Raw genomic sequence first — 26,451 nt, forward strand, 5'->3', positions numbered from 1 at the left:
TGCAGGAGGGCCGTTCCAGTACGTCGCCGGGGAGGATCGGCCCATGACCTCCCCGGCCGACCGTCTGCGGGCCGTCCGCGACCGCATCGCCACCGCCGCCCGCGCCGCCGGGCGCGACCCGTCGTTGGTGACCCTCCTCGCGGTGAGCAAGACCTGGCCGGCCGAGGCGGTCCGCGAGCTCGCCGCGCTCGGTCAGACGGCGTTCGGCGAGAACCGCGCCCAGGAGCTCACCGCCAAGGCCGCCGAGCTCGCCGACCTGCCGCTCGAGTGGCACTTCATCGGCCAGCTGCAGCGCAACAAGGCCGCCGCCGTCGCCCGCACCGGCGCCGTCGTCCACTCCCTCGACCGGCTGCCGTTGGCCCGCGCGCTGGCGCGGGTGGGGGAGGAGGCCGGCCGGCCGGTCGGCGTCTTCCTCCAGGTCGACCTCGGCGGCGCGGCCGGCGAGCTGGCCGAGCGCGGTGGCGCCACGCCCGACGACGTCCCGGCACTCGCCGACGCCGTCGCGGACCTGCCCGGGCTGACCCTGCGCGGCCTCATGGCGGTCGCGCCGCGCGGCGAGGAGCCCGGCCCCGCCTTCGTCCGGCTGGCCGCCCTCGCCGAGCGCGTGCGGGCCGACCACCCCGGGGCCGCGGAGCTGTCCGCGGGCATGAGCGGAGACCTCGAGGAGGCGATCGCGGCGGGCGCCACGCTCGTGCGTGTCGGTACCGCGCTCTTCGGCTCCCGACCCCTAACCTCAGCGCGAGTCACACCAGTCACAGGGGTCCCACCCGGATCCCCGGAGGAGGTCGTCTGATGGCCGGTGCCATGCGGAAGATGGGCATCTACCTCGGACTCGTCGAGGACGACGACGCCCGCGCCTACGGGCGCTACGACGTGCGCCAGTCCGACCACCACGACCGGTACGACGAGGGCCGGTACGACGACGGCCGCTACGACGAGGGCCGGTTCGACGAAGGGCGCTACGACCCGGCCCGCTACGACGACGGCCGGTACGACTCCGGGCGCTACGACGAGCGCCGGTACGACCGGCTCGGCGAGTCCTACCCCGGTGAGCGGACCGACGAGGGCCGCCGCCGCGAGTCCGACCGGCACGACGGCGAGCGGTACGACAACGAGCGCTACGACGGCGACCGCGTCGACGACGGCCGGCCCGCCGTCCGCGCCGCCGCCCCGACCGGCCCCGAGCCCGCCGTCCTCCGCCGCGCGGGCGCGACCCGCATCGGCCTGGCACAGCCGGTGTCCGGCGTCGCCCCGGCCGCCTCGGGCCCGTCCCGGATCGGTGCGGTCAGCGGCGGGGCGGGCGGGGCCGCGGCCGGCCTGGCCGCCCGCGAGCCGGTGACGGTCGCACCCGAGCCGGCGCCCGCCCCGGTGGTGCAGCCCTACCGGATCACCACCCTGCACCCCAAGACGTACAACGAGGCGCGCGCCATCGGCGAGGCGTTCCGCGACGGCAGCCCGGTCATCATGAACCTCACCGAGCTCGACCACGCCGACGCGCGACGGCTGGTGGACTTCGCCGCGGGACTCGTCTTCGGGCTGCGCGGTAGCATCGAGCCCGTCACGGCCAAGGTGTTCCTGCTCAGCCCGCGGGACGTCGACGTGACGGCCGAGGACAAGGCCAAGATCCGCGAGGGCGGGTTCTTCGAGGAGTCCTGACGCCGTCGGCCGGGGCGCTGGAGGGTAGGCAGACTCGGCACCGCTGGTGCCCCGGGACGAGCGAGGACAGTGGGCATCTTCTGGCAGGTCGTCTCATCGATCCTGCTCGTCTTCCTCATCCTCCTGTTCGCGCGCTTCGTCGTGGACTGGGTGATGGTGCTGGCGCGCAGTTGGCGCCCGTCCGGCTTCGTCGCCGCGGGTCTGGAGGTCGTGTACGCGACCACCGATCCGCCGCTCAAGGCGATCCGGAAGGTGATCCCGCCCCTGAACCTGGGGTCCATACGTCTGGACCTCGCGTTCATGGTGTTATTGATCGCCGTCTACATCCTGCGGAGCATCACGTCCGGTCTCGCCCTCACCGCGTGACCGCCGTGCGCGCGCAGCGGCGCGCGACCCGACAGACCCCGTACCCGCCGTCCGACCCGAGGTGAGCCCCTTGCCACTCACGCCAGCCGACGTGCACAACGTCGTCTTCAAGAAGCCGCCGATCGGTAAGCGTGGCTACGACGAGGACGAGGTCGACGCGTTCCTCGACGTGGTGGAGGCCGAGCTCGCCCGGCTGATCGAGGAGAACAACGAGCTGCGCGCGGGCTCCAGCACCGGCCGGGTCGCCGCCCAGCCGGTCGCCCCCGAGCCGACCCCGGCCCCGGCTCCCGCCCCGCCGCCGCAGCCGGCCGCCCGCGAGGACGACACCGCGCGCGCCTCCCGGATGCTGGCGCTGGCCTCCGAGACCGCCGACCGCTACGTCAACGAGGCCAAGTCGCAGGCCGACCAGATGGTCTCCACGGCCAAGACCAACAGCGACCGGATGGTCGCCGAGGCCCGCGCCAAGAGCGAGCAGATGGTCAACGAGGCCCGCACCCGCGCCGACTCGATGCTCAACGACGCGCGCACCCGCGCCGACACGATGGAGCGCGAGGCCCGCGCCAAGGCCGCGGCCCTCGACCAGGACGCCGAGCGCCGGCACGCCGAGGTCATGGGCGGCCTCGAGGAGAAGCGGGCCAGCCTCGAGCGCAAGATCGAGGAGTTGCGCACCTTCGAGCGCGAGTACCGGACCCGCTTCCGGTCCTACCTCGAGTCGCACCTGCGCGACCTCGACGCCCGCGGCTCGGCCGAGCCGTCGTCGGCCACCCGCCAGACGCAGCACGCCACGGCGTAACCGAACTCCCCGACAGGGCCCCCGGACTCCCCGTCCGGGGGCCCTGTCGCGTCCGGGGCCGGGAGGGGCCGGGGCGCCGGCGGAGCCGCCGCTACAGTCGCGCCGTGGTCGTCGTCGCCGGTCTCCTCGTGCTCGCCGGCCTCGGGCTGTTCGTCGCCGGCGTCCTGACCGCCGTCACGGCCTGGTACTGGGCCTGCGTCGTCGCCTGCGCCCTGGCCGCCGTGCTGCTGGTGGTCGCCCGGCTGCGGGCGCCGGCGCGGGATCTCCCGCGCACCGCCGAGCAGCCGGTCGTCCCGCCCGGGCCGGCGGTCGTGCCCGACCCGGCGACCCCGCCACCGCTCCTGCGCGCCGGCGACGAGGTCCCCGCCGAGCGGCCCGACGACCACCGTCCCGACGACCACCGTCCCGACGACCACCGTCCCGACGACCACCGTCCCGACGACCACCGTCCCGACGACCACCGTCCCGACGACGCCCGGCCCGGCGATGACCGCCCCGAACACCGCGACACCAGCGCCTACCGGCCCTACGATGCCCTGCGGCCGGCCGATCCGGCACCTCGCACCGGCGGGCAGCACGCGACCGGGCCTTCGACCGGCGCCCGCCACGCGGTGGGCGGACCGGCCGGCGGCACCGCCGGCGACGGTGACCCAGCCGAGGAGGACGTCGAGGTCACCGACCTGCTCGTGGTCGTCGACCTGGCCGACGAGGTGCTCGTTGTCGACGAGCACCCGCGCTACCACCTGGCCGACTGCGCCTGGCTGGCCGGGCGCTCGACATTCCCCATGCCGGTGCGGGAGGCCCGCACCGACGGGTTCACCCCGTGCGGCCGGTGCGGCCCGGACGGCCACCTGGCCGCCGTCGAGCGTGCCCGGAGGGCCTCCCGCCGACGCTAGGCGCGGGCGAGCCAGAACCGCGAGCCGGACGGCCCCTCGACGCCGGGGCCCTCACCGGCGGTACCCGCGTGCACGGCGCTCGCCAGCACCTCGCCGGCCAGCTGGTCGCCGGCCCCGGTGAGCGCCTCGGCCATCTGGCCGGCCGCGGGGGAGTCGTCCGTGGTCCACCACAGCGTGATCCGGTCGCTGACCGCCAGGCCGGCGTTCTTGCGGGCCTCCTGGACCAGCCGCACCGCCTCGCGGACCAGCCCGGCGCGCTCCAGCTCCGGCGTCAGCGTGAGGTCCAGCGCCACCGTGAGCCCGCCGGCGCTGGCCACCGTCCAGCCCTCGCGCGGCGTCTCGGTGACCACCAGGTCGCCGTCCTCGAGCGGTACCGCCTGCCCGTCGACGTCGACCGACGCCGTCCCCGCCCGGTAGGCGGCCACCAGCTCGGCGGGGTCGGCCGCGGCGACGGCCTTGGCCACGGCCTGCACCTGCTTGCCCCGCCGCCGTCCGACGGCGCGGAAGTCGACCTTCACGCTGACGTCGACCAGGTCGCCGCCCACCGCCGCCAGCTCGGCGAGCTCGGCCACGTTGAGCTCGTCGGCGACCTCGGCCACCAGGTCGCGGCCCATCGACGCCCACCCGGGCGCGGCGACCAGCGCCCGCGCCAGCGGCTGCCGGGTGCGCACCTTCGCCGAGGTGCGGGCCGCGCGGCCCAGCTCCACCAGCCGGCGCACCAGGTCGACCTGCGCCACCAGCAGCGGGTCGCGGGCGCCGGCGTCGACCGTCGGCCAGGAGGCCAGGTGCACCGAGTCGGGCGCGTCCGCGCCATCGCCCGTGACCAGGCCCGGGCGGACCACCCGCGACCACACCTCCTCGGTGACGAACGGGGTGAACGGCGCCATCAGCCGGGTCAGCCCGTCGAGGACCTCGTGCAGCGTGCCGAGCGCCGAGGGGTCGCCGTCCCAGAAGCGGCGGCGGGAGCGGCGGACGTACCAGTTGGACAGGTCGTCGACGAACTGCGCGAGCAACCGGCCGGCGCCCTGGGTGTCGAAGGCCTCCAGCGCGTCGGTGACGCCCTCGGTGACCGCTGCCAGCTGCGCGAGCGCCCAGCGGTCCAGCAGCGGCCGCTCGGCGCGCGGCGGCACCCGGTCGCCCTCCCGCCCGCCCACCGGGTCCCAGCCGTTGGTCTCGGCGTAGAGGGTGAGGAAGCTGGCGGTGTTCCAGTAGGTCAGCAGGACCTTGCGGACCACCTCGGACAGCGTCTCGTGCCCCACCCGCCGGGCCGACCACGGCGACCCGCCGGCGAGCATGAACCAGCGGACGGCGTCGGCCCCGTGCCGGTCCATGAGCGGGATGGGCTCGAGGATGTTGCCCAGGTGCTTGCTCATCTTGCGGCCGTCCTCGGCGAGGATGTGGCCCAGGCACAGCACGTCCTCGTAGGAGTTCTTCCCGAACACCAGCGTGCCCACGGCCATGAGCGAGTAGAACCAGCCGCGGGTCTGGTCGATGGCCTCGCAGATGAACTGCGCCGGGTAGGCGGCCTCGAACTGCTCCTGGTTGCGGTGCGGGGCGCCCCACTGGGCGAAGGGCATCGAGCCGGAGTCGTACCAGGCGTCGATGACCTGCGGCACGCGCCGGTAGGTGCCCTCCTCGCCGGGGCGGGTGAAGGTCACCTCGTCGATGAAGGGCCGGTGCGGGTCGAGGCCGGCGAGGTCCTGCCCGGTCAGCTCGGAGAGCTCGGCCAGCGACCCGACGACGACCATGCGGGAGGGGTCGGCGTCGTTGCGCCAGATGGGCAGCGGCGTGCCCCAGTAGCGGTCCCGCGAGAGCGCCCAGTCGACGTTGTTGTTCAGCCAGTCGCCGTAGCGGCCCCACTGGATGGTCTCGGGGTGCCAGGACGTCTTCTCGTTCTCGGCGAGCAGCTGGTCCTTGACCGCGCTGGTGCGGATGTACCAGGACGGCTGCGCGTAGTACATGAGCGGCGTGTGGCAGCGCCAGCAGTGCGGGTAGCTGTGCTCGTAGCGCTGCTCGCGCCACAGCACCCCGCGGGCCTGCAGGTCGACGACGAGCTCGTCGTCGGCGGCCTTGAAGAACCGCCCGCCGACCAGGCCGACCTCGGGCAGGAAGTGGCCCGAGGCGTCGACCGGGTTGACGACGGGCAGGCCGTAGGCGCGGCAGACGGCGAGGTCGTCGGCGCCGAAGGCGGGGGACTGGTGGACCAGGCCGGTGCCGTCGTCGGTGGTGACGTAGTCGGCGAGGACGACGTAGTGGGTGTCCTCCCCCTCGGGGAAGTCGACCAGCTCGAAGGGGCGCCGGTAGTGCGTGCGCTCCCAGTCGCGCCCGGTGGTGCGTGCGAGCACCTCGACGTCGTCGGTGTCGCCGCCGAAGACCGCGGCCAGCAGGGGCTCGGCGACGACGAGGGTGTCCTCGCCACGGCGCGCGACGACGTAGGTGACGTCGGGGTTCACCGCGACGGCGGTGTTGGACGGCAGCGTCCACGGCGTCGTCGTCCAGACGAGCAGGTCGGCCTTGCCGGCCCACTCGCCGTCGGTGACCGGCAGCCGGACGTAGACCGAGGGATCTGTGATCGACTCGTACCCCTGGGCGACCTCGTGGTCGGACAGTCCGGTGCCGCAGCGCGGGCAGTAGGGGGCCACGCGGTGGTCCTCGACGAGCAGGCCCTTGTCGAAGACCGTCTTGAGCGACCACCACACGCTCTCGACGTAGGCGGGGTCCATCGTCCAGTAGGCGGTGGACATGTCGACCCAGTAGCCCATCCGGCGGGTGAGGTCGCTGAAGGAGTCGACGTGCCGCATGACCGACTCGCGGCAGCGGGCGTTGAACTCGGCGATGCCGTACCGCTCGATGTCGGGCTTGCCGGCGAAGCCGAGCTCCTGCTCGACGGCGATCTCGACCGGCAGGCCGTGGCAGTCCCAGCCGGCGCGGCGGGGCACGTGCCAGCCCTGCATCGTCTTGAACCGCGGGAAGACGTCCTTGAAGGCGCGCGCCTCGATGTGGTGGGTGCCGGGGCGGCCGTTGGCGGTGGGCGGGCCCTCGTAGAAGACCCACTGCGGCCGGCCCTGCGAGGCCTCCAGGGACCGCGCGAAGACGTCGGCGTCCTCCCAGCGGCGCAGCACGTCCTGCTCGAGCGCGGGCAGGTCGACCTGGGGTGGCAGCGCACGGAACGGAGAGCTCACGCCTCCATTGTCACCGAGCCGTCGAGCGTGCCCGCGCGCAGGCGCAACGGGGCCGACACGGGGGTGCGGGAGGATGCGCCCATGGGCGGGGTGCGGTGAACACGACGGTCACCCTCGCCCTCGCCGTCGGGGCGCTGGTCGTGCTCGTCGCCGCGATCGCCCTGCGCCTGGCCGACCGCCTGGGCCTGCCCAGCCTGCTGCTGTACCTGGCGCTCGGCGTGGCACTGGGGGAGAGCGGCCTCGGCATCCAGTTCGAGGACTACCGGCTCACCCACACGCTGGGGTACGCCGCCCTCCTCGTCATCCTCGCCGAGGGCGGTCTCACGACGAGGTGGGCCGACGTCCGCCGGGCGATCGGGCCCGGGGTCGCGCTGTCCACCGTCGGCGTCGCGGTCAGCGTGGGCGCGACCGCGGCCGTGGGCGTCTGGGTGCTGGGCTTCGACTGGGGCTTCGCCCTCCTGCTCGCCGCGGTCATCAGCTCGACCGACGCCGCCGCCGTCTTCGCCACCCTGCGGCGACTGCCCCTCCCGCGCCGGGTGGCCGCCTCCCTGGAGGCCGAGAGCGGCCTCAACGACGCCCCGGTCATCCTGCTGGTGACCGCGCTGGCCGAGTCGCTCACCGGGGCGGTGGCGCAGGCGTGGTGGCTGGTCGGCCTGGTGGTCGTCGCCGAGCTCGTCGGAGGCGCCGTCATCGGGGTCGCGATCGGCTTCGGGGGCGTCGCGCTGCTGCGCCGGGTGGCGCTCCCCGTGGCCGGGTTCTACCCCCTCGCGACACTGGCGCTCTGCGTGCTCGCGTACTCGTCGGCGTCGCTGGCGCACACCTCCGGCTTCGTCGCGGTCTACCTGTGCGGGCTGGTGCTGGGCAACGCCACGCTGCCGCACCGGGCGGCCAGCATTGGGTTCGCCGAGGGCATGGCGTCACTGGCCCAGATCGGCCTGTTCGTCCTGCTCGGTCTGCTCGTGTCCCCGGGCCGGCTGCCCGAGGCCGTCGGACCGGCGCTGGTCGTGGGCGGCGCTCTGCTGCTGCTCGCCCGGCCCCTGTCGGTGGCGGCCAGCCTGGTGTGGTTCCGCTTCCCGTGGGCCCAGCAGGCGTTCATCTCCTGGGCGGGCCTGCGCGGCGCGGTGCCGATCGTCGCGGCCATCATCCCGCTGACCGCCGACGTCCCCGGGGCGACGACGGTCTTCGACACGGTGTTCGTGCTGGTCGTCGTCTTCACGATCGTGCAGGGCTGGTCGCTGCCCTGGGTGGCCCGGCGCCTGCGGATCGCCACCCCGGTGACCCCTCGCGACGTGCAGGTCGAGGCGGCGCCGCTGGGCGAGCTCGACGCCGAGATGATGCAGCTGACCGTGCCGGAGGGCTCCCGGTTGCACGGCGTGTACCTGCCCGAGCTGCGGCTGCCCGAGGACGCCGCGGTGGTGCTCATCGTCCGCGACGGCCGCTCGTTCGTCCCGGACGCGAGCACCCGGCTGATGCGGGGCGACCAGGCGCTGCTGGTCTCGGCCCGGCGGTCCCGCCCGGAGGCCGAGCGCCGGCTCCGGGCGGTCAGCCGCGCCGGCCGGCTGGCCAGCTGGCGCGGCGAGCAGGGCGCCGTCACCGAGCGCGACTGACGACCCCGCTGCAGGGGCCGGACACACGGCGAACGCCCCCCCCGGCGGACCGGAGGGGGCGCTCGTCGTGTGCTCGGCGGGAGGGCCTCGGAGGAGGCCCTGGCCTCAGCCGTTGAGCTCGAGGGTCTGCATCGTCTCCGCGCGGACGGCGGCCAGCAGGGCCGGGTCGGAGGAGAGGTCGCGGCCGTAGGAGGGGATGGCCTCCTCGAGCGCGGAGCGGCGGGCGGCCACCCGGTCGGGGAACGCCTTCTGGACGAGCGTGAGCATCGCCGAGACCGCCGTCGAGGCGCCGGGGGAGGCGCCGAGCAGACCGGCGATCGAGCCGTCGGAGCCGACGATGAGCTCGGTGCCGAACTGCAGCACGCCCTTGCCCGACCTCGGGTCCTGCTTGATGACCTGCACCCGCTGCCCGGCGGTGATCATCTCCCAGTCGGCCTGCTCGGCCAGCGGCACGAACTCCGTGAGGGTGCGGTGGCGGGCCTTGCGGTTCTGCAGCAGCTCGGTGACCAGGTACTTGGTCAGCGCCATCTCGGTGCGCGCCACGCCCAGCATCGAGCCGAGGTTGTTCGGCTTGACCGACAGCGGCAGGTCGAACATCGAGCCGGCCTTCAGGAACTTCGGCGAGAACCCGGCGTAGGGACCGAACAGGAGCGAGTACTCGCCGTCGACCAGGCGCAGGTCCAGGTGCGGCACCGACATGGGCGGCGCACCGACGGCGGCCTGCCCGTAGACCTTGGCCTGGTGCCGGCTGACCAGCTCCGGCGAGCGGGTGCGCAGGAACAGGCCGCTGACCGGGAAGCCGCCGAACCCGCGGATCTCGGGGATCGCCGCCCGCTGCAGCAGCGGCAGGGCACCGCCGCCGGCGCCGACGAACACGAACCGGGTGCGCACCGAGCGCTCCTCGCCGGTCCGCTTGTCGGTGACGGTGACCTTCCAGCGCCCGTCGTCCAGCTTCTCCAGGCCGGTGACCCGCTGGCCGGTGTGCACCTGCACGCCGCGCTCCCCGCCCTGCTCGAGCAGCAGCCGGGTCAGGGCGCCGAAGTTGACGTCGGTCCCGGCGACCGAGCGGGTCGCGGCGACGGCCTGCGCCGGGTCGCGGCCGTCCATGACCAGCGGCACCCACTGCGCCAGCTCGGCGGGGTCGTCGGTGTACTCGAGCCCCGCGAACAACGGCTCGGCCGACAGCGCCGCGTGGCGCGCGCGCATGTACGTGCGGCCGCCCTCGCCGGTGACGAAGCTGACGTGCGGGACGGGGGAGATGAAGTCCTTGGGCGAGCCGGTCAGGCCGGTGCGCACCAGGTGCGACCAGAACTGGCGCGAGACCTGGAACTGCTCGTTGATGGTGCGGGCCTTGCTCGTGTCGACCCGGCCGTCCGGCCCGCTGGGCGTGTAGTTGAGTTCGCACAGCGCCGCGTGCCCGGTGCCGGCGTTGTTCCACGCGTCCGAGCTCTCGCCGGCGACCTCGGTCGCGGACTCGAAGACGGTGATGCTCCACTCCGGCGCGACGACACCCAGCAGCGACGCCAGCGTCGCGCTCATGATGCCCCCGCCGACGAGCACAACGTCGGGGTCGGTTGCTGAACCGAGGTCGGTGGACACGACTGCCTTCCTGCCGGGTGGACGTGCGCCGTCTCCGACGATCGACCGAACGGCGGCCGAACACGCACCCGGCGGGGTGTGACATTCGTCTACCGAGGGGTGACGTGCCTCACCGGCGGGACGGTGCCACGGCCGCGCGGCGGCCCGGGGAGCACGGCGGCCGAGGCTATCGTCGCCTCGTCGGCCGCCCGACCAGCGGCCGCCCCGAGACGACCGCGAGCACGAGGAGCCCCCCGCTGAGCGAGCAGCCCGAGGACGCCGGAGACGACGGGGCCGCGGCCGCCGCGGCGCCGGTCCGCCGGGCGCGCACGCGGCTGCTGGCCCTGCTCGCGGTGACGGTCTTCCTCGCCGACCTCGGCAGCAAGCTGCTCGTCGTCGCCACCGTCGACCGGGGCGAGAACATCCGGCTGCTCGGTGGCCTGCTCCACCTCACGCACGCGCGCAACACCGGCGCGGCGTTCTCCTTCGCCGAGGGCTTCACCGTCGTCTTCACGCTGATCGCCGCCGTCGTCGTGGTGGTCATCGTCCGGACCGCGCGGCGGCTGTTCTCCACCGGCTGGGCGGTCGCGCTGGGCCTGGTGCTCGGCGGCGCCGTGGGCAACCTCGTCGACCGGGTCTTCCGCGACCCCGGCTTCCTGCGCGGCGGCGTCGTCGACTTCGTGTCGGTGTTCGCGCCGAACGGCGAGGTCTACCCGATCTTCAACGTGGCCGACTCGGCCATCGTCTGCGGCGGGCTGCTCGGCGCGGTCCTCGCGCTGCGCGGCATCGAGTTCGACGGCAGCCGTGCCCGCGACCGCGGCGACGACGCGGTCTCCCGCGGCTGACCAGCCCCACCTGTCACGATGGGGGCGTGAGCGCTCCCGGCCTGCACCGCGCCCTCCCGGTGCCCGACGGCCTCGAGGGGCAGCGGGTCGACCAGGCGCTGACGCGGCTGTTCGGCCTCTCGCGCACGGTCGCCGCCGAGCTCGCCGACGCCGACAAGGTGTGGGTCGACGGCCGCGTGCGCGGCAAGGGCGACCGGCTCAGCGGCGGCAGCTGGCTGGAGGTCGAGCTGCCCCCGCCCCCGGTCGAGGCCCCGCCGCCGGAGCCGGTGCCCGGCCTCACCGTCGTCCACGACGACGACGACGTGGTGGTCGTGGACAAGCCGGTGGGCGTGGCCGCGCACCCGAGCCCCGGCTGGGAGGGCCCGACCGTCGTCGGCGGCCTGACCGCGGCCGGCTACCGCATCTCGACCTCCGGCGCCGCGGAGCGGCAGGGCGTGGTGCACCGCCTGGACGCCGCCACGACCGGGCTGATGGTCGTCGCCAAGAGCGAGCGGGCCTACACCGTGCTCAAGGCGGCGTTCAAGGAGCGGACCGTCGACAAGGGCTACTCCGCGCTCGTGCAGGGCCACCCCGACCCCTCGCGCGGCACCATCGACGCCCCGATCGACCGGCACCCACGGCACGACTGGAAGTTCGCCGTCGTCTCGGGCGGGCGGCCGTCGGTCACCCACTACGAGGTCGTGGAGGCCTTCGCGGCGGCCAGCCTCGTCGACGTCCACCTCGAGACCGGCCGCACCCACCAGATCCGGGTGCACTTCTCCGCGCTGCGCCACCCCTGCGTCGGCGACACCACCTACGGCGCCGACCCGACGCTGGCCGCCCGCCTCGGGGTGTCCCGGCAGTGGCTGCACGCGGTCCGGCTCGGGTTTGCCCACCCCGCCGACGGCCACTGGGTCGAGTTCACCAGCGACTACCCGGCCGACCTCGCCGGCGCGCTGGCGATCCTGCGCGCCGAGTCCTGACCGTGCGCCCGCAGCCCTGACCGCCGCCCGTGACCGGACTGCCCACCTCTCTCGCCGACTACGGCCCCGCCGCGCTCTCGGCCGTCGTCGTCGGGGTCTACCTCGTCCTCGGCGAGCCGCTGGCCGGGCACGTGCTGCACCGCCGGTTCGAGGGCCGGCTGCGGTCGGACCCGGCCGCGCGCCGCTCCTTCTACCTGCGGCTGCTGGTCCTCGAGTGGGGGCTGGCGCTGCTGGCGCTGGTCATCTGGCTGGCCGCGACGGACGTCGACGCCGCCGCCGTCGGGCTGGCCTGGCCCACGGGGCTGCCGGGCCCGGTGACCGGCGCCGCCGCGGTGCTGGTCCTGGTCCTCGGGCTGGCGTCGGTCCGTGCGCTGCGCGGCGGCGCGCTGGCCCGGGCGAGCACGCAGCCGCGGCCGGGGGAGGGGCGGCACGCCGAGCCCCCGGTGCACGCCACGCTGGCGCTGCTGCCGCGCAGCCGCTCGGAGCGGCGGCTGTTCACGGTCGTCGGCGTCACCGCGGGGGTGTGCGAGGAGTGGCTCTACCGCGGCTTCTTCCTCGCGGTGGTGGCCGCGGTCGCCGGCGGCCTGCCCGACGTGGTGCTCGTCCTCGTCGGGGCCGTGGCCTTCGGCCTGGCGCACGCCTACCAGGGCCTGTCCGGGATCGTGCTCACCGGCGTCCTCGGCGGGGTGTTCGCGGCGCTGTACCTGGAGACGGGGTCGCTGCTGCTGCCGGTGCTGCTGCACGCCGCCGTCGACCTGCGGTTCCTGCTGGTCCCGTCGTCGGCGCTGCCCGAGGTGCTGCACGCCCCGCGGGCCCCCGGCGGGGCGCTCGCGTGAGCGCCGCGACGGCCGCCGTCGCCACCGCCGCCGACTGGCCGGAGGTGGTGGCGCTGCGCACCCGCGTCTTCGTCGAGGAGCAGGGCGTGCCGCCGGAGGTCGAGCGGGACGCCGCCGACGCCACGGCCGTCCACGCGCTCAGCCGGGATGCCGGCGGCCGCGTCGTGGCCACCGGCCGCCTCCTCGAGCGCGACGGGCGGGCGGTCGTCGGGCGGATGGCCGTCGACGCCGCCGTCCGCGGCCGCGGCCACGGGGCGGCGGTGCTCGACGAGCTGCACCGGCAGGCCCTCGCCCGGGGGCTGACCGAGGTGGAGCTGCACGCGCAGGTCACCGCGCGCGGCTTCTACGAGCGGGCCGGCTACACCGCCGTCGGCGGCGAGTACGAGGAGGCCGGGATCGTGCACGTCACGATGCGGCTACTCCTGGGACACGGCGCCCTGCGGACGTGACCGGCGCCTCTCCCGGATAGAAGACACGTCCTGTCAGACCCTCGGCGTAGGACGTCCCCGGTGCGAGGATCGCAGGGACCGGCCCGGACCGCGTCGGTCGCCCGGCCGGAGGACGTCCCCGAGCCCGCACCGCACCGCCCGGTCTTCCCCGCCGGTCGCCCGCCGGAGCACCCGACGGCCGGGCCAGCACGACCCGTGAGGAGCACCGCACCGCCGTGAGCAGCCCGTCAGACTCGTTCGTGCACCTGCACGTCCACACCGAGTACTCGATGCTCGACGGGGCGGCGAAGCTCCCCGAGGTCACGAAGGCCGCCGCCGAGCAGGGCATGCCGGCGCTGGCGATGACCGACCACGGCAACGTGTTCGGCGCCTACGACTTCTACAAGCAGGCCAAGGGCGCAGGCGTGAAGCCGATCATCGGCATGGAGGGCTACTACACGCCCGGCTCGCGCTTCGACCGCGCCCCGTTCGACTTCGGCGACAAGCTGATCGACGAGGAGGGCGACGGCGGGTCCAACCGGGGCAAGGCCGCCTACACCCACATGACCCTGCTGGCGCGCACCACCGAGGGGATGCACAACCTCTTCCGCATCTCCTCGCTGGCCAGCCTCGAGGGGCAGTACCGCAAGCCGCGCTTCGACCGCGACCTGCTCGAGCGCTACGGCAAGGGCCTCATCGCCACGACCGGCTGCCCCTCCGGCGAGGTCAACATGTGGCTGCGCGCCGGCAAGCACGACCGCGCCCGGCAGGCGGCGGCCGACTTCCAGGACATCTTCGGGCGGGAGAACTTCTACGCCGAGCTGATGGACCACGGGCTGTCCATCGAGCAGAAGACCCGCCCCGCGCTGCTGGAGATCGCGAAGGACCTCGGCATCCCGCTGCTGGCCACCAACGACCTGCACTACACGCACAAGGAGGACGCCGAGGCCCACGACGCCCTGCTGTGCATCCAGACCGGGTCGCGGCTCAACGAGACCAACCGCTTCAAGTTCAACGGGGACGGCTACTACCTGAAGACCGCCGCGGAGATGCGCGCGCTGTTCCCCGGTGACCTGGCCCAGGCCTGCGACAACACGCTGCTGGTCGCCGAGCAGTGCGAGGTGTCCTTCACCGAGAACGCCGACCTCATGCCGCGCTTCCCCCTCCCGCCGGGGGAGGACGAGACGTCCTGGTTCGTCAAGGAGGTCGAGCGCGGCCTGCACAAGCGCTGGCCGGGCGGCATCCCCGACCACGTGCGCAAGCAGGCCGACTACGAGGTCGGGATCATCACGCAGATGGGCTTCCCGGGGTACTTCCTCGTGGTCGCCGACTTCATCAACTGGGCCAAGGACAACGGCATCCGGGTGGGGCCCGGCCGTGGCTCGGCCGCCGGCTCGCTGGCCGCCTACGCCATGGGCATCACCGACCTCGACCCGCTGGCGCACGGGCTGATCTTCGAGCGGTTCCTCAACCCCGAGCGCGTCTCCATGCCCGACGTCGACATCGACTTCGACGACCGCCGCCGCGGCGAGGTCATCCAGTACGTCTCGCAGAAGTACGGCGAGGAGCGGGTCAGCCAGATCGTCACCTACGGCACCATCAAGGCCAAGGCCGCGATCAAGGACGCCGCGCGGGTCCTCGACCGGCCGTACTCGGTGGGCGACGAGCTGACCAAGCTCATGCCCCCGGACGTGATGGGCAAGGGCATCCCGCTGTCGGGGGTCTTCGACCCGGCCCACCCGCGCTACAAGGAGGCCGCGGAGTTCCGCGCCCGCTACGAGTCCGACCCGGGCGCGGCCGAGGTGGTCGACCAGGCGCGCAAGCTCGAGGGGCTCAAGCGCCAGTGGGGCGTGCACGCCGCCGGGGTCATCATCGGCCGCTACCCGCTGATCGACTCGATCCCGATCATGCGGCGCGAGGCCGACGGCGCGGTCATCACGCAGTTCGACTACCCGACCTGCGAGACGCTCGGCCTGCTGAAGATGGACTTCCTGGGGCTGCGCAACCTCACGGTCATCGACGACGCGCTGCGCAACATCGTCGCGAACGGCAAGGAGCCGATCGACCTCGACGAGATCAGCAAGGACCTCACCGACCCGGCCACCTACGCGCTGCTGGCCCGCGGTGACACCCTCGGCGTCTTCCAGTTCGACGGCGGGCCGATGCGCTCGCTGCTGCGGCTCATGCGGCCGGACAACTTCGAGGACATCTCCGCCGTCGGCGCGCTCTACCGGCCCGGCCCGATGGGCGCGAACTCGCACACCAACTACGCGCTGCGCAAGAACGGCCAGCAGGAGATCACGCCGATCCACCCCGAGCTGGCCGAGCCGCTCGAGGAGATCCTCGGCGGCACCTACGGCCTGATCGTGTACCAGGAGCAGGTCATGGCGATCGCGCAGAAGGTCGCCGGGTACTCCCTCGGCAAGGCCGACCTGCTGCGCCGCGCCATGGGCAAGAAGAAGAAGTCGGTCCTCGACGCGGAGTTCGTCGGCTTCGAGGGCGGCATGAAGGAGCGCGGCTACTCCGACGCCGCGATCAAGACGCTGTGGGACATCCTCGTCCCGTTCGCCGACTACGCCTTCAACAAGGCCCACTCGGCCGCCTACGGGCTGGTGTCGTACTGGACGGCGTACCTCAAGGCGAACTACCCGGCCGAGTACATGGCCGGGCTGCTCACCAGCGTCGGCGACGACAAGGACCGCCGCCCGGTCTACCTGGCCGAGTGCCGGCGGATGGGCATCAAGGTGCTCCCGCCGGACGTCAACGAGTCCTCCTGGGACTTCACCGCCGTCGGCACCGACATCCGCTTCGGCCTGGCGTCGGTGCGCAACGTCGGGCACAACGTCGTCGACTCGATCGTGCGGGCGCGCGAGGAGAAGGGGGCGTTCAAGGACTTCGCCGACTTCATGCGCAAGATCGACACCGTCGCCTGCAACAAGAAGGTGATCGAGTCCCTCGCCAAGGCCGGCGCGTTCGACTCGATGGGCCACTCGCGGCAGGGCATCGCGGCCGTGCACGCCCAGGCCGTCGACTCGGCGATGGCGCTCAAGCGCAAGGAGGCCGAGGGGCAGTTCGACCTGTTCGGCAGCTTCGGTGCCGACGCCGGCGACGACGACCCGTTCGGCGGTGCGCTGGACATCGTCGTCCCGACCGCGGACTGGTCGAAGTCCGAGCGGCTGGTCTTCGAGCGCGACATGCTCGGCCTCTACGTCTCCGACCACCCGCTGCACGGCGTCGAGCACGTGCTGGCGGCCAACGCCGACACCCCGATCGCCGAGATCAACGCCGGCGGCGTGGAGGACGGCGCCAACGTCACGATCGCCGGCATCCTCACCGCGGTCTCCCCGCGCACCAACAAGCAGGGCGCGCCGTGGGCGATCGCCACGCTGGAGGACCTCGAGTCCGGCATCGAGGTGCTGTTCTTCCCGAAGACGTGGGCGGAGGTCTCGGAGAAGGTCGTCCGCGACCAGATCGTCGTGGTCAAGGGCCGGATCAGCCGGCGCGACGACCAGCCCTCGCTGTTCGGGTCGGAGGTCACCGTCCCCGAGCTCACCGAGGGGCCGCGCGGCCCGGTGCTGGTGCAGATGGCCGCGGCCCGCTGCACCCCGCCGGTGGTCGAGCGGCTGCGCGAGGTCCTGGGCAGCCACCCGGGCACCACCGAGGTGCACCTGAAGCTGGTCAACAACGGCCGGGAGACGGTGCTGCGGCTCGACCAGGGCCTCCGCGTGCGGCCGAGCACCGCGCTGATGGGGGACATCAAGGCGCTGCTCGGACCCACGAGCGTCGCCCTCCTGTGAGCGAGGACCCGGGGAGGCGGGGTTCACTGGGGTCCGTGAGCAGCCCCTCCCCGCTCCCGGACGGCGCGTACGCCCCGCCCGGCGCGGTGATGACGAACACCGCCCGCGCCGGCACCGGCGCCGTCGCGGTGCCGGCCTGGCCGGTCGCCGGCGCGGTCCTCGCCGAGGTGCGGCGGGACCTGCGCGGGGCCGTGGTGTGGGCGCTCGCCCTCGCCGTCGCCGGGATCCCGGCCGGCCTGCTGTGGGTGTGGCTGGCCCCGCGCGCCCGGTTCGAGGTCGTCAAGGGCGGCGCGGTGCCGGTGGGCAACCCGTCGGCCGAGCTGCTGGTCGCCGACGACTCGGTGCTCGTCCTCGTCCTCGCCGGCCTCGGGCTGCTCGCCGGGGGCATCGCCTGGGCGATGCGCCGCCGGCGGGGGGTGGTCACCCTCGTGGCCACCGCGGCCGGCACCGCACTGGCCGCCGTCCTGGCCTGGCAGCTGGGGGAGCTGCTCGCGCCCGGGCCCACCGCGGCCCAGCTCGGCGACGTCGGCGCCTACGTCACCACCGGCCTGGACCTCTCCAGCCTCCCGGCGCTGGCGGTGGCCCCGTTCACCGCGCTGCTCGTCTACGTGGTCGCCGCGCTGTTCTCCAGCGCCGACGACCTGGGCCGCGGCGAGACCCGCGCCTAGTTCAGGCTGAGCGGGCCGGCGAACTGCTGCAGGGGCGCCGGGACCGCCCCGACCGTCTTCAGCAGGGTCAGTTCCCGGCGCAGCATCCGCGTCTCGGTCAGCAGCCGGCGGCGGGTCGCCGACTCGGCCAGCAGCGCCTGCCGGTCCTCGGTGGTCAGCAGCGCCGCTGACGCCACCAGGTACGACAGTGCCCGCGGGTCCCCGGCCACCGCGTCGAGCAGCGCCGCCGCGCCGCCCAGCTCCTCCGCCTCGCCGGCGACCGCGGTCTCCTCGCGGCCGGTCTGCAGCCCGGCGACGGCGGTGACGTAGCGGGTGAACAGCCGGCCCACCCCGCGCTCGAGCAGGCCGAGCGACCCGCGGGCCGCCTCGGCGACCAGGCCCTCGTCGAGCCCGGCGGCGGGCGGTCCTCCGAGCACCTGCTCCTGGTCGCCGGCCGCCTCCTCGGCGGCCTCCTCGTCGGCCAGCCACTCCACCTCGGCGCGCAGGTAGGGCGGAGCACTCTCGGCGTCCTCCCCGGCACCGCCGCCGACCAGGACGTCGAGCAGCCGGAACCGGTCCCCGCCCACGGTGACGATCCGGAACCCGCCGTCGGGCTGGGGCCGGACCACCTGCACCCGCGCGGTGCAGCCGACGTCGTAGAGCGCCTCGGCGGGGGCGACCCGCTCGACCTCCCAGCCCTGGCGGATGGCGACCACCCCGAAGAACCGCCGGTCGCCGTCCTCGGGCAGGGCCAGCAGGTCCTGCACCAGCACCCGGTACCGGGGCTCGAAGACCTGCAGCGGCAGCACGATCCCGGGGAACAGCGGCGACCCGAGCGGGAACAGCGGGATGAGGTCGCCCACGCAGCCGAGACTAGAGGGGTCGGCGCGGGCCCGGGCGCTGGCGGCAGGCCGCCGCGGCGCCCCGACTACCCTCGGGGGTCGCCGTCCCCCCGCTCGTCGTCCCCGGAGGCCCGCCCGTGCTCGCCCGCATCGACCTGCGCGGTTCCGCGCTGCCGGGGGTCCGCGACCTGGCCGGCCTGCTGCCGCGCGCCGCCACCGACATCGACGCCGTCCTGGCCACCGTGCGCCCGCTGTGCGAGGACGTGCGCGTCCGCGGCGCCCAGGCGGTCCGCGAGATCACCGCCCGCCTCGACGGCGTCGACGCCGAGGACTTCGCCGTCCCGGCCGAGGCCATCCGGGCCGCGCTCGACGGCCTGGAGCCGGCCGTGCGCGCCGCGCTCGAGCAGTCGATCGCCCGGGTGCGCCGGGTGCACGCCGACCAGGCCCGCAGTGACGTCACCACCCAGGTCGTCCGCGGCGGCACGGTCACCGAGCGCTGGGTGCCGGTGCGCCGCGTGGGGCTGTACGTGCCCGGCGGCCTGGCCCCGCTGCTGTCCAGCGTCGTCATGAACGTCGTCCCGGCGCAGATCGCCGGCGTGCCGTCGATCGCCGTCGCCTCCCCGCCGCAGCGCGACCACGGCGGCCTGCCCGACCCCGGCGTGCTGGCCGCGTGCGCGCTGCTCGGCGTCGACGAGGTCTACGCCGTCGGCGGGGCGCAGGCGATCGCCGTCTTCGGCTACGGCGCCGGGTCCTGCGAGCCGGTCGACCTGGTCACCGGCCCGGGCAACGTCTACGTCACCGCCGCCAAGCGGCTGCTGCGCGGGCTCATCGGCATCGACTCCGAGGCCGGCCCGACCGAGGTCGCCATCCTCGCCGACGACACCGCCGACCCGGTGCACGTCGCCGCCGACCTGATCAGCCAGGCCGAGCACGACCCGCTGGCCGGCGCGGTCCTGGTGACCACCAGCGAGCAGCTCGCCGACGCCGTCCTCGACCTCGTGCCCGGCCAGGTCGCGGCCACCAAGCACTCCGACCGCATCCTCACCGCGCTCGACGGCAGCCAGTCGGGCGTCGTCCTGGTCGACGACGTCGACGCCGGCCTCGCGGTGGTCGACGCCTACGCCGCCGAGCACCTGGAGATCCAGACCCGCGACGCCCGCGGGGTGGCGATGCGGGTGCGCAACGCCGGTGCGGTGTTCGTCGGCGCCTGGTCGCCGGTGTCGCTGGGCGACTACATCGCCGGCTCCAACCACGTGCTGCCCACCGGGGGCTGCGCGCGGCACTCGTCGGGCCTGTCGGTGCAGACGTTCCTGCGCGGCATCCACCTGGTCGAGTACGACGAGCAGGCCCTCGCCGAGGTGGCCGGGCACGTCGACGCCCTCGCCCACGCCGAGGACCTGCCCGCGCACGCGGCCGCCGTCCGGCTCCGGCAGCAGCAGTGACGCCTCTCGACGCGCTCCCGCTGCGGCCGGAGCTGCGCGGCCGCACCCCCTACGGCGCCCCGCAGCTGCAGGTCGCCCACCGCCTCAACACCAACGAGAACCCGCACCCGCTGCCCGCCGAGCTGCTCGCCACCCTCGGGGAGGCACTGGGGCACGCGGCGCTGGAGCTCAACCGGTACCCCGACCGCGACGCCGTCGCGCTGCGCACCGACCTCGCCGCCTACCTGTCGCGCGGCGGGGAGCGGGTCGAGCCGGCGCAGGTCTGGGCGGCCAACGGCTCCAACGAGGTCCTGCAGCAGGTCCTGCAGGCCTTCGGCGGGGCCGGACGGACGGCGCTGGGCTTCACGCCGTCGTACTCGATGCACCCGATCATCTCGGCCGGCACCGGGACCGCGTGGGTCGACGGGCACCGGCGCGCGGACTTCACCATCGATCCCGCCGCGGCCGTCGCGCAGGTGCGCGAGGTCCGCCCCGACGTCGTGTTCGTGACCAGCCCGAACAACCCCACCGGCACCGCCGTCGCGCTCGAGACGGTCACCGAGCTCTACGACGCCACCGAGGGCGTGCTCGTCGTCGACGAGGCGTATGCGGAGTTCGCGCGCACCGGGACGCCGTCGGCGCTGACCCTGCTGCCCGGCCGGCCGCGGCTGCTGGTCAGCCGCACGATGAGCAAGGCGTTCGGCATGGCGGGCCTGCGGCTGGGCTACCTCGCCGCCGACCCCGCCGTCGTCGACGCGCTGCAGCTGGTCCGGCTGCCCTACCACCTGTCCTCGCTGACCCAGGCCGCCGCCCGCGCCGCGCTCGCGCACACCGACGCGCTGCTGGCCACCGTCGACGCGGTCAAGGAGCAGCGCGACCGGATCGTCGCCACGCTGCCCTCGCTCGGGCTGACCAGCGTGCCCAGCGACGCCAACTTCGTCCTGTTCGGCCGGTTCGCCGACGCCCCGGCCGCCTGGAAGGCGCTGCTCGAGCACGACGTCCTCGTCCGCGACGTCGGCATCCCCGGCTGGCTGCGGGTCACCGCCGGCACGCCTGCGGAGACCGACGCCTTCCTCACCGCGCTGGGTGAGGTCGCCCCCGACCACCGCCTGGGAGACTGAGACCCATGAGTCGCCCTGCCGTCAGCCGCCGAGCCCGCGTCGAGCGCGCCACCAGCGAGACCAAGCTGGTCGTGGAGCTCGACCTCGACGGCACCGGGAAGAGCTCGATCAGCACCGGCGTCGGCTTCTACGACCACATGCTCACCGCGCTGTCCAAGCACAGCGGCATCGACCTCACCGTCCGGGCCGACGGCGACCTGCACATCGACGCGCACCACACCGTCGAGGACGTCGCGATCGCGCTGGGCCAGGCCTTCGCCGAGGCGCTGGGGGACAAGAGGGGCATCACCCGCTACGGCGACGCCACGATCCCCATGGACGAGGTGCTCGTCCAGGCCGCCGTCGACCTCTCCGGCCGGCCGTACTTCGTGCACGCCGAGCCCGAGACGATGACGCCGATGATCGGGCCGGACTACCCGACGTCGCTGACCAAGCACGTGCTGGAGTCCTTCGCCTTCAACGCGCGGATCACGCTGCACGTGCGGGTGCTCTACGCCGGCCGCGACGCCCACCACATCGTCGAGGGCCAGTTCAAGGCGCTCGCGCGGGCGCTGCGCACCGCCGTGGCGATCGACCCGCGGGTGGCCGACGTCCCCTCCACGAAGGGCGCGCTGTAACCGCATGGACTTCGGCGTCGGCCTCATGATCCTGGGCGGGTTCCTCCTCGGCGGGGCGTGGAGCATCTGGAGGGCCGACCACGACACCGAGGGCCGCACGGGTCCGCAGGTCCTGTTCGCGGTGATCCTGCTGGTGGCGGCGCTGCTCGCCACGGCGTCGGGCATCCTCCGCCTGGTGTGAGCGCCGAGGAGCGCTTCCTCGGCCTCGTGCTGGCCGACCCGACGGTGGCCGCGGTGCTCGAACGGGCGCCGGCGCTCGGCGTCGGCGACTGGTGGCTGACCGCGGGCCTGCTGTTCCAGACGGCCTGGAACGCGCTCACCGGGCGCCCGCCGGGCACCGGGATCCGCGACGCCGACCTCGTCTACCTCGACCCCGACCCGTCCTGGGACGCCGAGGACGCCGTCATCCGCCGCGGCGCGGACCTGTTCGCCGGCCTGCCGGTGCCGGTGGAGATCCGCAACCAGGGGCGGGTGCACCTCTGGTACGCCGACCGCTTCGGCGCCGACCCGCCCGCGCCGTTCCGCGACTGCCGGCAGGCGATCGCGGCGTTCGAGGCGACCTGCTGCGCGGTGGGCTTCACCGTCGACGGCGACGGCCCGCGGCTGTACGCGCCCCACGGCCTCGACGACCTGCTCGGCCTGGTGGTCCGGCCCAACCCGGCGAGCCCCGCGCGGCGCGACACCTTCGAGGCCAAGGTCGCGCGCTGGCGGTCGGTGTGGCCGGAGCTCACCGTGCTGCCGTGGTCCTGACGGGGAACAACGACCGGGCCGTCCTGCGCTGCTCGGTACCGTGGCAGCCGTGAAGAAGGTGGTCGTCCTCGACTACGGGTCGGGCAACCTGCGCTCCGCCGAGCGGGCACTGACCCGCGTCGGCGCCGACGTGACCGTCACCGCCGACCGGCAGGCCGCGCTCGACGCCGACGGGCTCGTCGTCCCCGGCGTCGGTGCCTTCGCCCACTGCATGCAGGAGCTGCGCGCCGTCGACGGTCCGCGCACCATCGGCCGCCGTCTGGCCGGCGGCCGCCCGGTGCTGGGCATCTGCGTGGGCATGCAGGTGCTGTTCGAGCGGGGCGTCGAGCACGGCCACGACGCCGAGGGGTGCGGCGAGTGGCCCGGCACGGTGGAGCAGCTGAAGGCGGCGGTGCTCCCGCACATGGGCTGGAACACCGTCGCCGCGCCGCAGGACACGGTGCTGTTCGACGGACTGGCCGACGAGCGCTTCTACTTCGTGCACTCCTACGGCGTCCGCGACTTCCCGCTCGGCCAGGACGGCCGGCCCGGCCCGCTGGCGCCGCCGAAGGTGACCTGGGCCGAGCACGGCGACCGGTTCGTGGCCGGCGTCGAGAACGGCGCGCTGTCGGCGACGCAGTTCCACCCGGAGAAGAGCGGCGACGCCGGCGCCCAGCTGCTCACCAACTGGCTCGGGACCCTCTGACCTACTGGAGGGGGACGGGCGGCTGGAGCCACCACGGCGCGTCGACGACCTCCACCCGGCGCACCCACTTCACCCACCAGTAGCCGCGGCGGCCGGGGGCGACCAGCCGCACCGGCGCCCCGTGCCCGGCCGACAGTGGGCGGCCCGCGCAGTGGGTGGCCAGCAGCAGTGACCCGGCGTCGGCCAGCGGCAGCCGCCGCCGGTAGCCGGTGACGCTGACGACGTCGACGCTGCCGTCCCCCGGCAGGTCGAGCCCGGCCAGGAGCCGGTCGAGCCGCACGCCGCGCCACTCCTGGACGGCGAACCAACCGCCGGTGCAGTCGAGGACGGCCTCGACGGTGTCGCCGCGGTCGAGGTCCCGCCGCCGCAGCCGCGCCGTGCGCCCGCCCGCGACCAGCTCGAGCCCACCGTCGTCGTCCCCGGGCACCGTGTCGGTGAACCACTGGGTGACGGGCATGGCGTCCGGGTCGCCGCTGCCGCGCTCGTGCGAGCCGGTGCTGCGCCGCCGCGCGCCGGGCGCCCCGGTGAGCCGCAGGCCGCCCTCCACCGCACCCCACAGCGCGGCCGCGCCGACGGCCAGCCCGCCGGTCTGCAGGAGCGCACGGCGGGAGGCGTCGGTGCGCCGGGGACGCTGCCTGCTGCCGACGGCGTGCACCACCACCAGCACGGCGGTGCCGACGGCGGCGGCCACGTGCACCTGCAGCACGCCGACCCCGGCCACGGTGGTCCCGGCGACGGTGTGCAGGACGCCGGTGACGACGGTCAGCCCCAGCAGGACGACGAGCGCCCACGCGGCGGTGGGGTCGCGGCGGCCCTGGGTGCGGCGCCACGAGCGCCGGACGACGACGGCCTTCCACGGGACGAGCAGGAGCAGCCCGAGGCCGGCGGCCCCGTGGACGGCGGCCACGACGCGGGAGGGCAGCGGCGTCCCGACGCCGAAGGCCAGCACGCCCGACGCCCCCGCGACCAGCAGGAGCGCGAGCAGGCCGAGGTCGGTCCGCCGCCCGGCACGACGAGGGAGCGCAACGGACGGCATCCCTGGAGTGTGCGCTCCACGCACCTAGGGTGACGCGGTCCCGCACCAGGTCGAGGAGGACCCGTTGCCCGCGTCGCGCCCGCCCGCCCCCGCGCCCGAGAGCCGCGGGCGGCTGCTCGGGTCGCTGGTCGTCCTGCTCCTGCTGGCCGGTCTGGCGGCGTGGAGCGTGCTGGCGCTGGACCCGCCGGCACCCGCTGCGGCGGACGCACCCGCGACGTCGTTCAGTGCGGAGCGGGCCTTCGTGCACGTCGAGCAGATCGCCTCGGAGGTGCACGTCACCGGCAGCCCGGCGCACGAGCGCGTCGTCGACGGCCTGGTCGCCACGCTCGGCGGGCTGGGGCTGGACACCCGCGTGCAGAACGCCGTCGGCACCTGGCAGTCCGGGCCGGGAGCGGCGGAGATGGCGCGGGTGCGCAACGTCGTCGCGGTGCTGCCGGGCACCGCCAGCACCGGGCGGCTGTTCCTGATGGCGCACTCGGACTCGGTGGAGACCGGGCCGGGGGCGAGCGACGACGCCGCCGGCGTGGCCACGCTCCTGGAGACGGTGCGGGCGCTGACCGAGGGCGAGCCGCTGCGCAACGACGTCGTGGTGGTGCTGACCGACGCCGAGGAGGCGTGCCTGTGCGGCGCGGAGGCGTTCGCGGAGAGCCACCCGCTGGCCGCCGAGGGCGGCGTGGTGCTCAACCTCGAGGCCCGCGGCACGACCGGCCCGCCGATCACGTTCGAGACGTCGCGGGGCAACGCCGGGCTGGCCGCGCGCTACGCCGCCGCCGTCCCGCACGCGGTGGCCAGCAGCTTCGCCGTCGAGGTCTACCGGACGCTGCCCAACGACACCGACTTCAGCGTCCTGCTCGCCGACGGCGACTTCACCGGCCTGAACACCGCCTTCATCGACGGCAACGCGGCGTACCACACCCCGCAGGACACGCCCGCGCGACTGGACCGGGGCACGCTGCAGGCGCTCGGCGACAACACGCTGGCGCTCACCCGGGAGCTGGGCGACGCCGACCTGACCGACCTCGCCCGGCCCGGCGACGGCGACGCCACGTACTTCCCGTCGCCGATCGGGCTGGTGCGTCACCCCGGGTCGCTGGTGTGGCCGCTGGCGGGGGTGGCGGTGCTCGGCGTCGTCGTGCTGGCGGCCGTGGACCGGCGCCGCGGGTCCTCGCTGCCGCGCACGCTGCTCGGGACGCTCGCTGCGCTGGTGCCCCTGGTGCTCGCTCCGCTGGCCGTCGTCGGGCTGTGGCGGTTACTGGTGCTGGTCCGGCCGGCGTACGCCTCGATGATCGACCCCTGGCGGCCGGGCTGGTTCCGGCTGGCGGCGGTCGCGGTGGTCGCCCTCGTGGTGCTCGCGTGGTACGCGCTGCTGCGCCGCCGGCTGGGCGCGCCCGCGCTGCGGACGGGGGCGCTGGCGCTGCTCGCCGTCCTCGCCGGAGTCCTCGCCGCGCTGGCGCCGGGCGGGTCCTACCTGGCCGCGCTGCCGGCGCTGGCGGGGGTGCTCGCGGGGCTGCTGCCGCGGCGCGTGCAGCTGCCGGGGGCGCTGCTGGCGGGGGCGGTCGCGGTCGTCGTCCTGGCGCCGACCGTGGCGCTGTTCTTCCCGGCGCTCGGGCTGGCCGGCGGGGCCGCGCCGGCGGCGGTCACGACGCTGCTGGCCCTCGTCCTGCTGCCGGCGCTCGAGGGGCTGTTCCCGGCCGGGCCGGCGCCGGCGCGGGCACTCGCGGTGCCGGGCGTCGCCGTCGTCCTGGTGGTGCTGCTGACGGCGGTCGGGCTGGCGGTGGACCGCTTCGACCAGCAGCACCCGGTGCCCAGCCAGCTCGTCTACGCGCTGGAGGCCGACACCGGCGAGGCGTGGTGGGCGAGCACCGAGCAGCAGCCGGGGGAGTACACCTCGCACTACGTCGGCACCCCGCGGACGCTGCCGCACGACTACCCGTACCTGTCCGGCCGGGCGGTGGCGGCCGGCCCCGCGGAGGTCGCCGGCCTGCCGACGTCGACGGTCGAGGTGGTCGACGACCGGTCCTCCGGCGGGCAGCGGACGGTCACCGTGCTGGTCACGCCGCAGCGCGACGTCCGGCTGGTGGTGCTGGACCTGGATGCCCCCGGGGGGACGGTCACCGCCGCCCGCGTGCAGGCGCGCGAGGTACCCGTTGACGCGCTGGGGGAGGACCGGCTGTGGGTCACCTTCCACGCGCCGCCGGCCGAGGGCGTCGAGGCGACGTTCGCCGTGGACGGCGCCGGGCCGCTGTCCCTGCGGGTGGTCGACGGCAGCGACGGGCTGACCGGGCTGCCCGGCTTCGAGCCGCGCCCGGCCGGTGTCGACGCGGCCGGCACGCACAGCTCCGACCTCGTGGTCGTGGGGGCGACGACGGACCTCGGGTAGGCCTGC

The 26,451-nt window shown here is 74.8% G+C and carries 23 protein-coding genes; 19 read left to right on the plus strand and 4 right to left on the minus strand.

Annotated features, from left to right (window positions below; genetic code table 11):
• The first annotated feature begins 43 nt into the window (after positions 1-43).
• The 5 genes from BM414_RS14860 to BM414_RS14880 all read left to right on the plus strand — a co-directional run bounded on the left by BM414_RS14860 (position 44) and on the right by BM414_RS14880 (position 3,711).
• Positions 44-793, plus strand: a complete 750-nt coding sequence (locus BM414_RS14860; RefSeq protein WP_093580336.1) for a YggS family pyridoxal phosphate-dependent enzyme — start codon at positions 44-46, stop codon at positions 791-793.
• A complete protein-coding gene (locus tag BM414_RS14865; protein ID WP_093580338.1) occupies positions 793-1,656 on the plus strand; it encodes a cell division protein SepF in 864 nt (287 codons plus the stop codon). Before BM414_RS14860 ends, BM414_RS14865 begins: the two co-directional genes overlap by 1 nt.
• Before the next feature lie 69 nt (positions 1,657-1,725).
• Positions 1,726-2,022 carry a YggT family protein gene (locus BM414_RS14870; protein WP_093580340.1) on the plus strand — a complete coding sequence of 99 codons (297 nt, stop codon included), beginning with the start codon at positions 1,726-1,728 and terminating at the stop codon, positions 2,020-2,022.
• 61 nt (positions 2,023-2,083) lie between these two features.
• Complete coding sequence (gene wag31, locus BM414_RS14875) at positions 2,084-2,815, plus strand: DivIVA-like cell division protein Wag31 (RefSeq protein ID WP_281246732.1); 732 nt, start codon at positions 2,084-2,086, stop codon at positions 2,813-2,815.
• Between the two features lie 104 nt (positions 2,816-2,919).
• Positions 2,920-3,711, plus strand: a complete 792-nt coding sequence (locus tag BM414_RS14880) for a hypothetical protein (RefSeq protein WP_093580344.1) — start codon at positions 2,920-2,922, stop codon at positions 3,709-3,711.
• On the opposite strand, the gene ileS is transcribed toward BM414_RS14880, so the two are convergent.
• A complete protein-coding gene (gene ileS, locus BM414_RS14885; protein ID WP_093580346.1) occupies positions 3,708-6,893 on the minus strand; it encodes an isoleucine--tRNA ligase in 3,186 nt (1,061 codons plus the stop codon). The two genes, BM414_RS14880 and ileS, sit on opposite strands and share 4 nt — an antisense overlap.
• Positions 6,894-6,988: 95 nt before the next feature.
• On the opposite strand from ileS, the gene BM414_RS14890 reads away from it, so the two are divergent.
• The gene (locus tag BM414_RS14890) at positions 6,989-8,500 is read left to right on the plus strand and encodes a potassium/proton antiporter (protein WP_093580348.1); all 1,512 of its coding nucleotides are present in this window, start codon (positions 6,989-6,991) and stop codon (positions 8,498-8,500) included.
• Positions 8,501-8,605: 105 nt separating this feature from the next.
• Here BM414_RS14890 and mqo read toward each other — a convergent pair whose 3' ends face one another.
• A complete protein-coding gene (gene mqo, locus BM414_RS14895) occupies positions 8,606-10,099 on the minus strand; it encodes a malate dehydrogenase (quinone) (RefSeq protein ID WP_093580349.1) in 1,494 nt (497 codons plus the stop codon).
• A gap of 104 nt (positions 10,100-10,203) precedes the next feature.
• Here mqo and lspA point away from each other — a divergent pair, with 104 nt between their 5' ends.
• The 6 genes from lspA to BM414_RS14925 all read left to right on the plus strand — a co-directional run bounded on the left by lspA (position 10,204) and on the right by BM414_RS14925 (position 17,614).
• A complete protein-coding gene (gene lspA, locus BM414_RS14900; protein ID WP_245784747.1) occupies positions 10,204-10,923 on the plus strand; it encodes a signal peptidase II in 720 nt (239 codons plus the stop codon).
• A 26-nt stretch (positions 10,924-10,949) separates the two neighbouring features.
• Positions 10,950-11,885, plus strand: a complete 936-nt coding sequence (locus BM414_RS14905) for an RluA family pseudouridine synthase (RefSeq protein ID WP_217644731.1) — start codon at positions 10,950-10,952, stop codon at positions 11,883-11,885.
• Between the two features lie 29 nt (positions 11,886-11,914).
• Entirely contained in the window at positions 11,915-12,721 is an 807-nt protein-coding gene (locus BM414_RS14910) for a CPBP family intramembrane glutamic endopeptidase (RefSeq protein WP_093580351.1), read from the plus strand.
• Positions 12,718-13,170 (plus strand): GNAT family N-acetyltransferase, encoded by a 453-nt coding sequence (locus tag BM414_RS14915; protein ID WP_093580353.1) that lies wholly within the window; start codon positions 12,718-12,720, stop codon positions 13,168-13,170. The genes BM414_RS14910 and BM414_RS14915 overlap by 4 nt, the downstream gene beginning before the upstream one ends.
• Before the next feature lie 215 nt (positions 13,171-13,385).
• Positions 13,386-16,946, plus strand: a complete 3,561-nt coding sequence (gene dnaE, locus BM414_RS14920; RefSeq protein WP_217644732.1) for a DNA polymerase III subunit alpha — start codon at positions 13,386-13,388, stop codon at positions 16,944-16,946.
• A 35-nt stretch (positions 16,947-16,981) separates the two neighbouring features.
• Positions 16,982-17,614 carry a DUF2567 domain-containing protein gene (locus BM414_RS14925; protein ID WP_093580355.1) on the plus strand — a complete coding sequence of 211 codons (633 nt, stop codon included), beginning with the start codon at positions 16,982-16,984 and terminating at the stop codon, positions 17,612-17,614.
• Here the strand turns inward: BM414_RS14925 and BM414_RS14930 are convergent.
• Positions 17,611-18,456: an LON peptidase substrate-binding domain-containing protein gene (locus BM414_RS14930; RefSeq protein ID WP_093580357.1), complete on the minus strand. Its 846-nt coding sequence runs from the start codon at positions 18,454-18,456 to the stop codon at positions 17,611-17,613. The genes BM414_RS14925 and BM414_RS14930 overlap by 4 nt on opposite strands.
• A 116-nt stretch (positions 18,457-18,572) precedes the next feature.
• Between BM414_RS14930 and hisD the strand changes: the two genes are divergently transcribed.
• Genes hisD through hisH form a run of 6 tightly spaced genes read left to right on the plus strand, consistent with a single transcriptional unit; the run spans position 18,573 to position 23,029 of the window.
• Complete coding sequence (gene hisD / locus BM414_RS14935) at positions 18,573-19,877, plus strand: histidinol dehydrogenase (protein ID WP_093580359.1); 1,305 nt, start codon at positions 18,573-18,575, stop codon at positions 19,875-19,877.
• Positions 19,874-20,977 (plus strand): histidinol-phosphate transaminase, encoded by a 1,104-nt coding sequence (locus BM414_RS14940; protein ID WP_093580361.1) that lies wholly within the window; start codon positions 19,874-19,876, stop codon positions 20,975-20,977. The genes hisD and BM414_RS14940 overlap by 4 nt, the downstream gene beginning before the upstream one ends.
• 5 nt (positions 20,978-20,982) lie before the next feature.
• Positions 20,983-21,594, plus strand: coding sequence for an imidazoleglycerol-phosphate dehydratase HisB (hisB, locus tag BM414_RS14945; protein WP_093580363.1), 612 nt, complete (start codon positions 20,983-20,985; stop codon positions 21,592-21,594).
• A gap of 4 nt (positions 21,595-21,598) precedes the next feature.
• Positions 21,599-21,775, plus strand: coding sequence for a hypothetical protein (locus BM414_RS29435; RefSeq protein WP_175551601.1), 177 nt, complete (start codon positions 21,599-21,601; stop codon positions 21,773-21,775).
• Positions 21,772-22,344: a nucleotidyltransferase family protein gene (locus tag BM414_RS14950; RefSeq protein ID WP_175551595.1), complete on the plus strand. Its 573-nt coding sequence runs from the start codon at positions 21,772-21,774 to the stop codon at positions 22,342-22,344. The genes BM414_RS29435 and BM414_RS14950 overlap by 4 nt, the downstream gene beginning before the upstream one ends.
• Positions 22,345-22,393: 49 nt before the next feature.
• Positions 22,394-23,029: an imidazole glycerol phosphate synthase subunit HisH gene (hisH, locus tag BM414_RS14955; protein WP_093580453.1), complete on the plus strand. Its 636-nt coding sequence runs from the start codon at positions 22,394-22,396 to the stop codon at positions 23,027-23,029.
• Between the two features lies 1 nt (position 23,030).
• Here the strand turns inward: hisH and BM414_RS14960 are convergent, their stop codons facing one another.
• The gene (locus tag BM414_RS14960; protein ID WP_093580365.1) at positions 23,031-24,065 is read right to left on the minus strand and encodes a molybdopterin-dependent oxidoreductase; all 1,035 of its coding nucleotides are present in this window, start codon (positions 24,063-24,065) and stop codon (positions 23,031-23,033) included.
• 64 nt (positions 24,066-24,129) lie between these two features.
• Here BM414_RS14960 and BM414_RS14965 point away from each other — a divergent pair, with 64 nt between their 5' ends.
• Entirely contained in the window at positions 24,130-26,445 is a 2,316-nt protein-coding gene (locus BM414_RS14965) for a M20/M25/M40 family metallo-hydrolase (RefSeq protein ID WP_093580367.1), read from the plus strand.
• Positions 26,446-26,451: the final 6 nt, after the last annotated feature.

It is taken from the genome of Geodermatophilus amargosae, from assembly GCF_900116515.1.
Classification (GTDB): Bacteria; Actinomycetota; Actinomycetes; order Mycobacteriales; family Geodermatophilaceae; genus Geodermatophilus; species Geodermatophilus amargosae.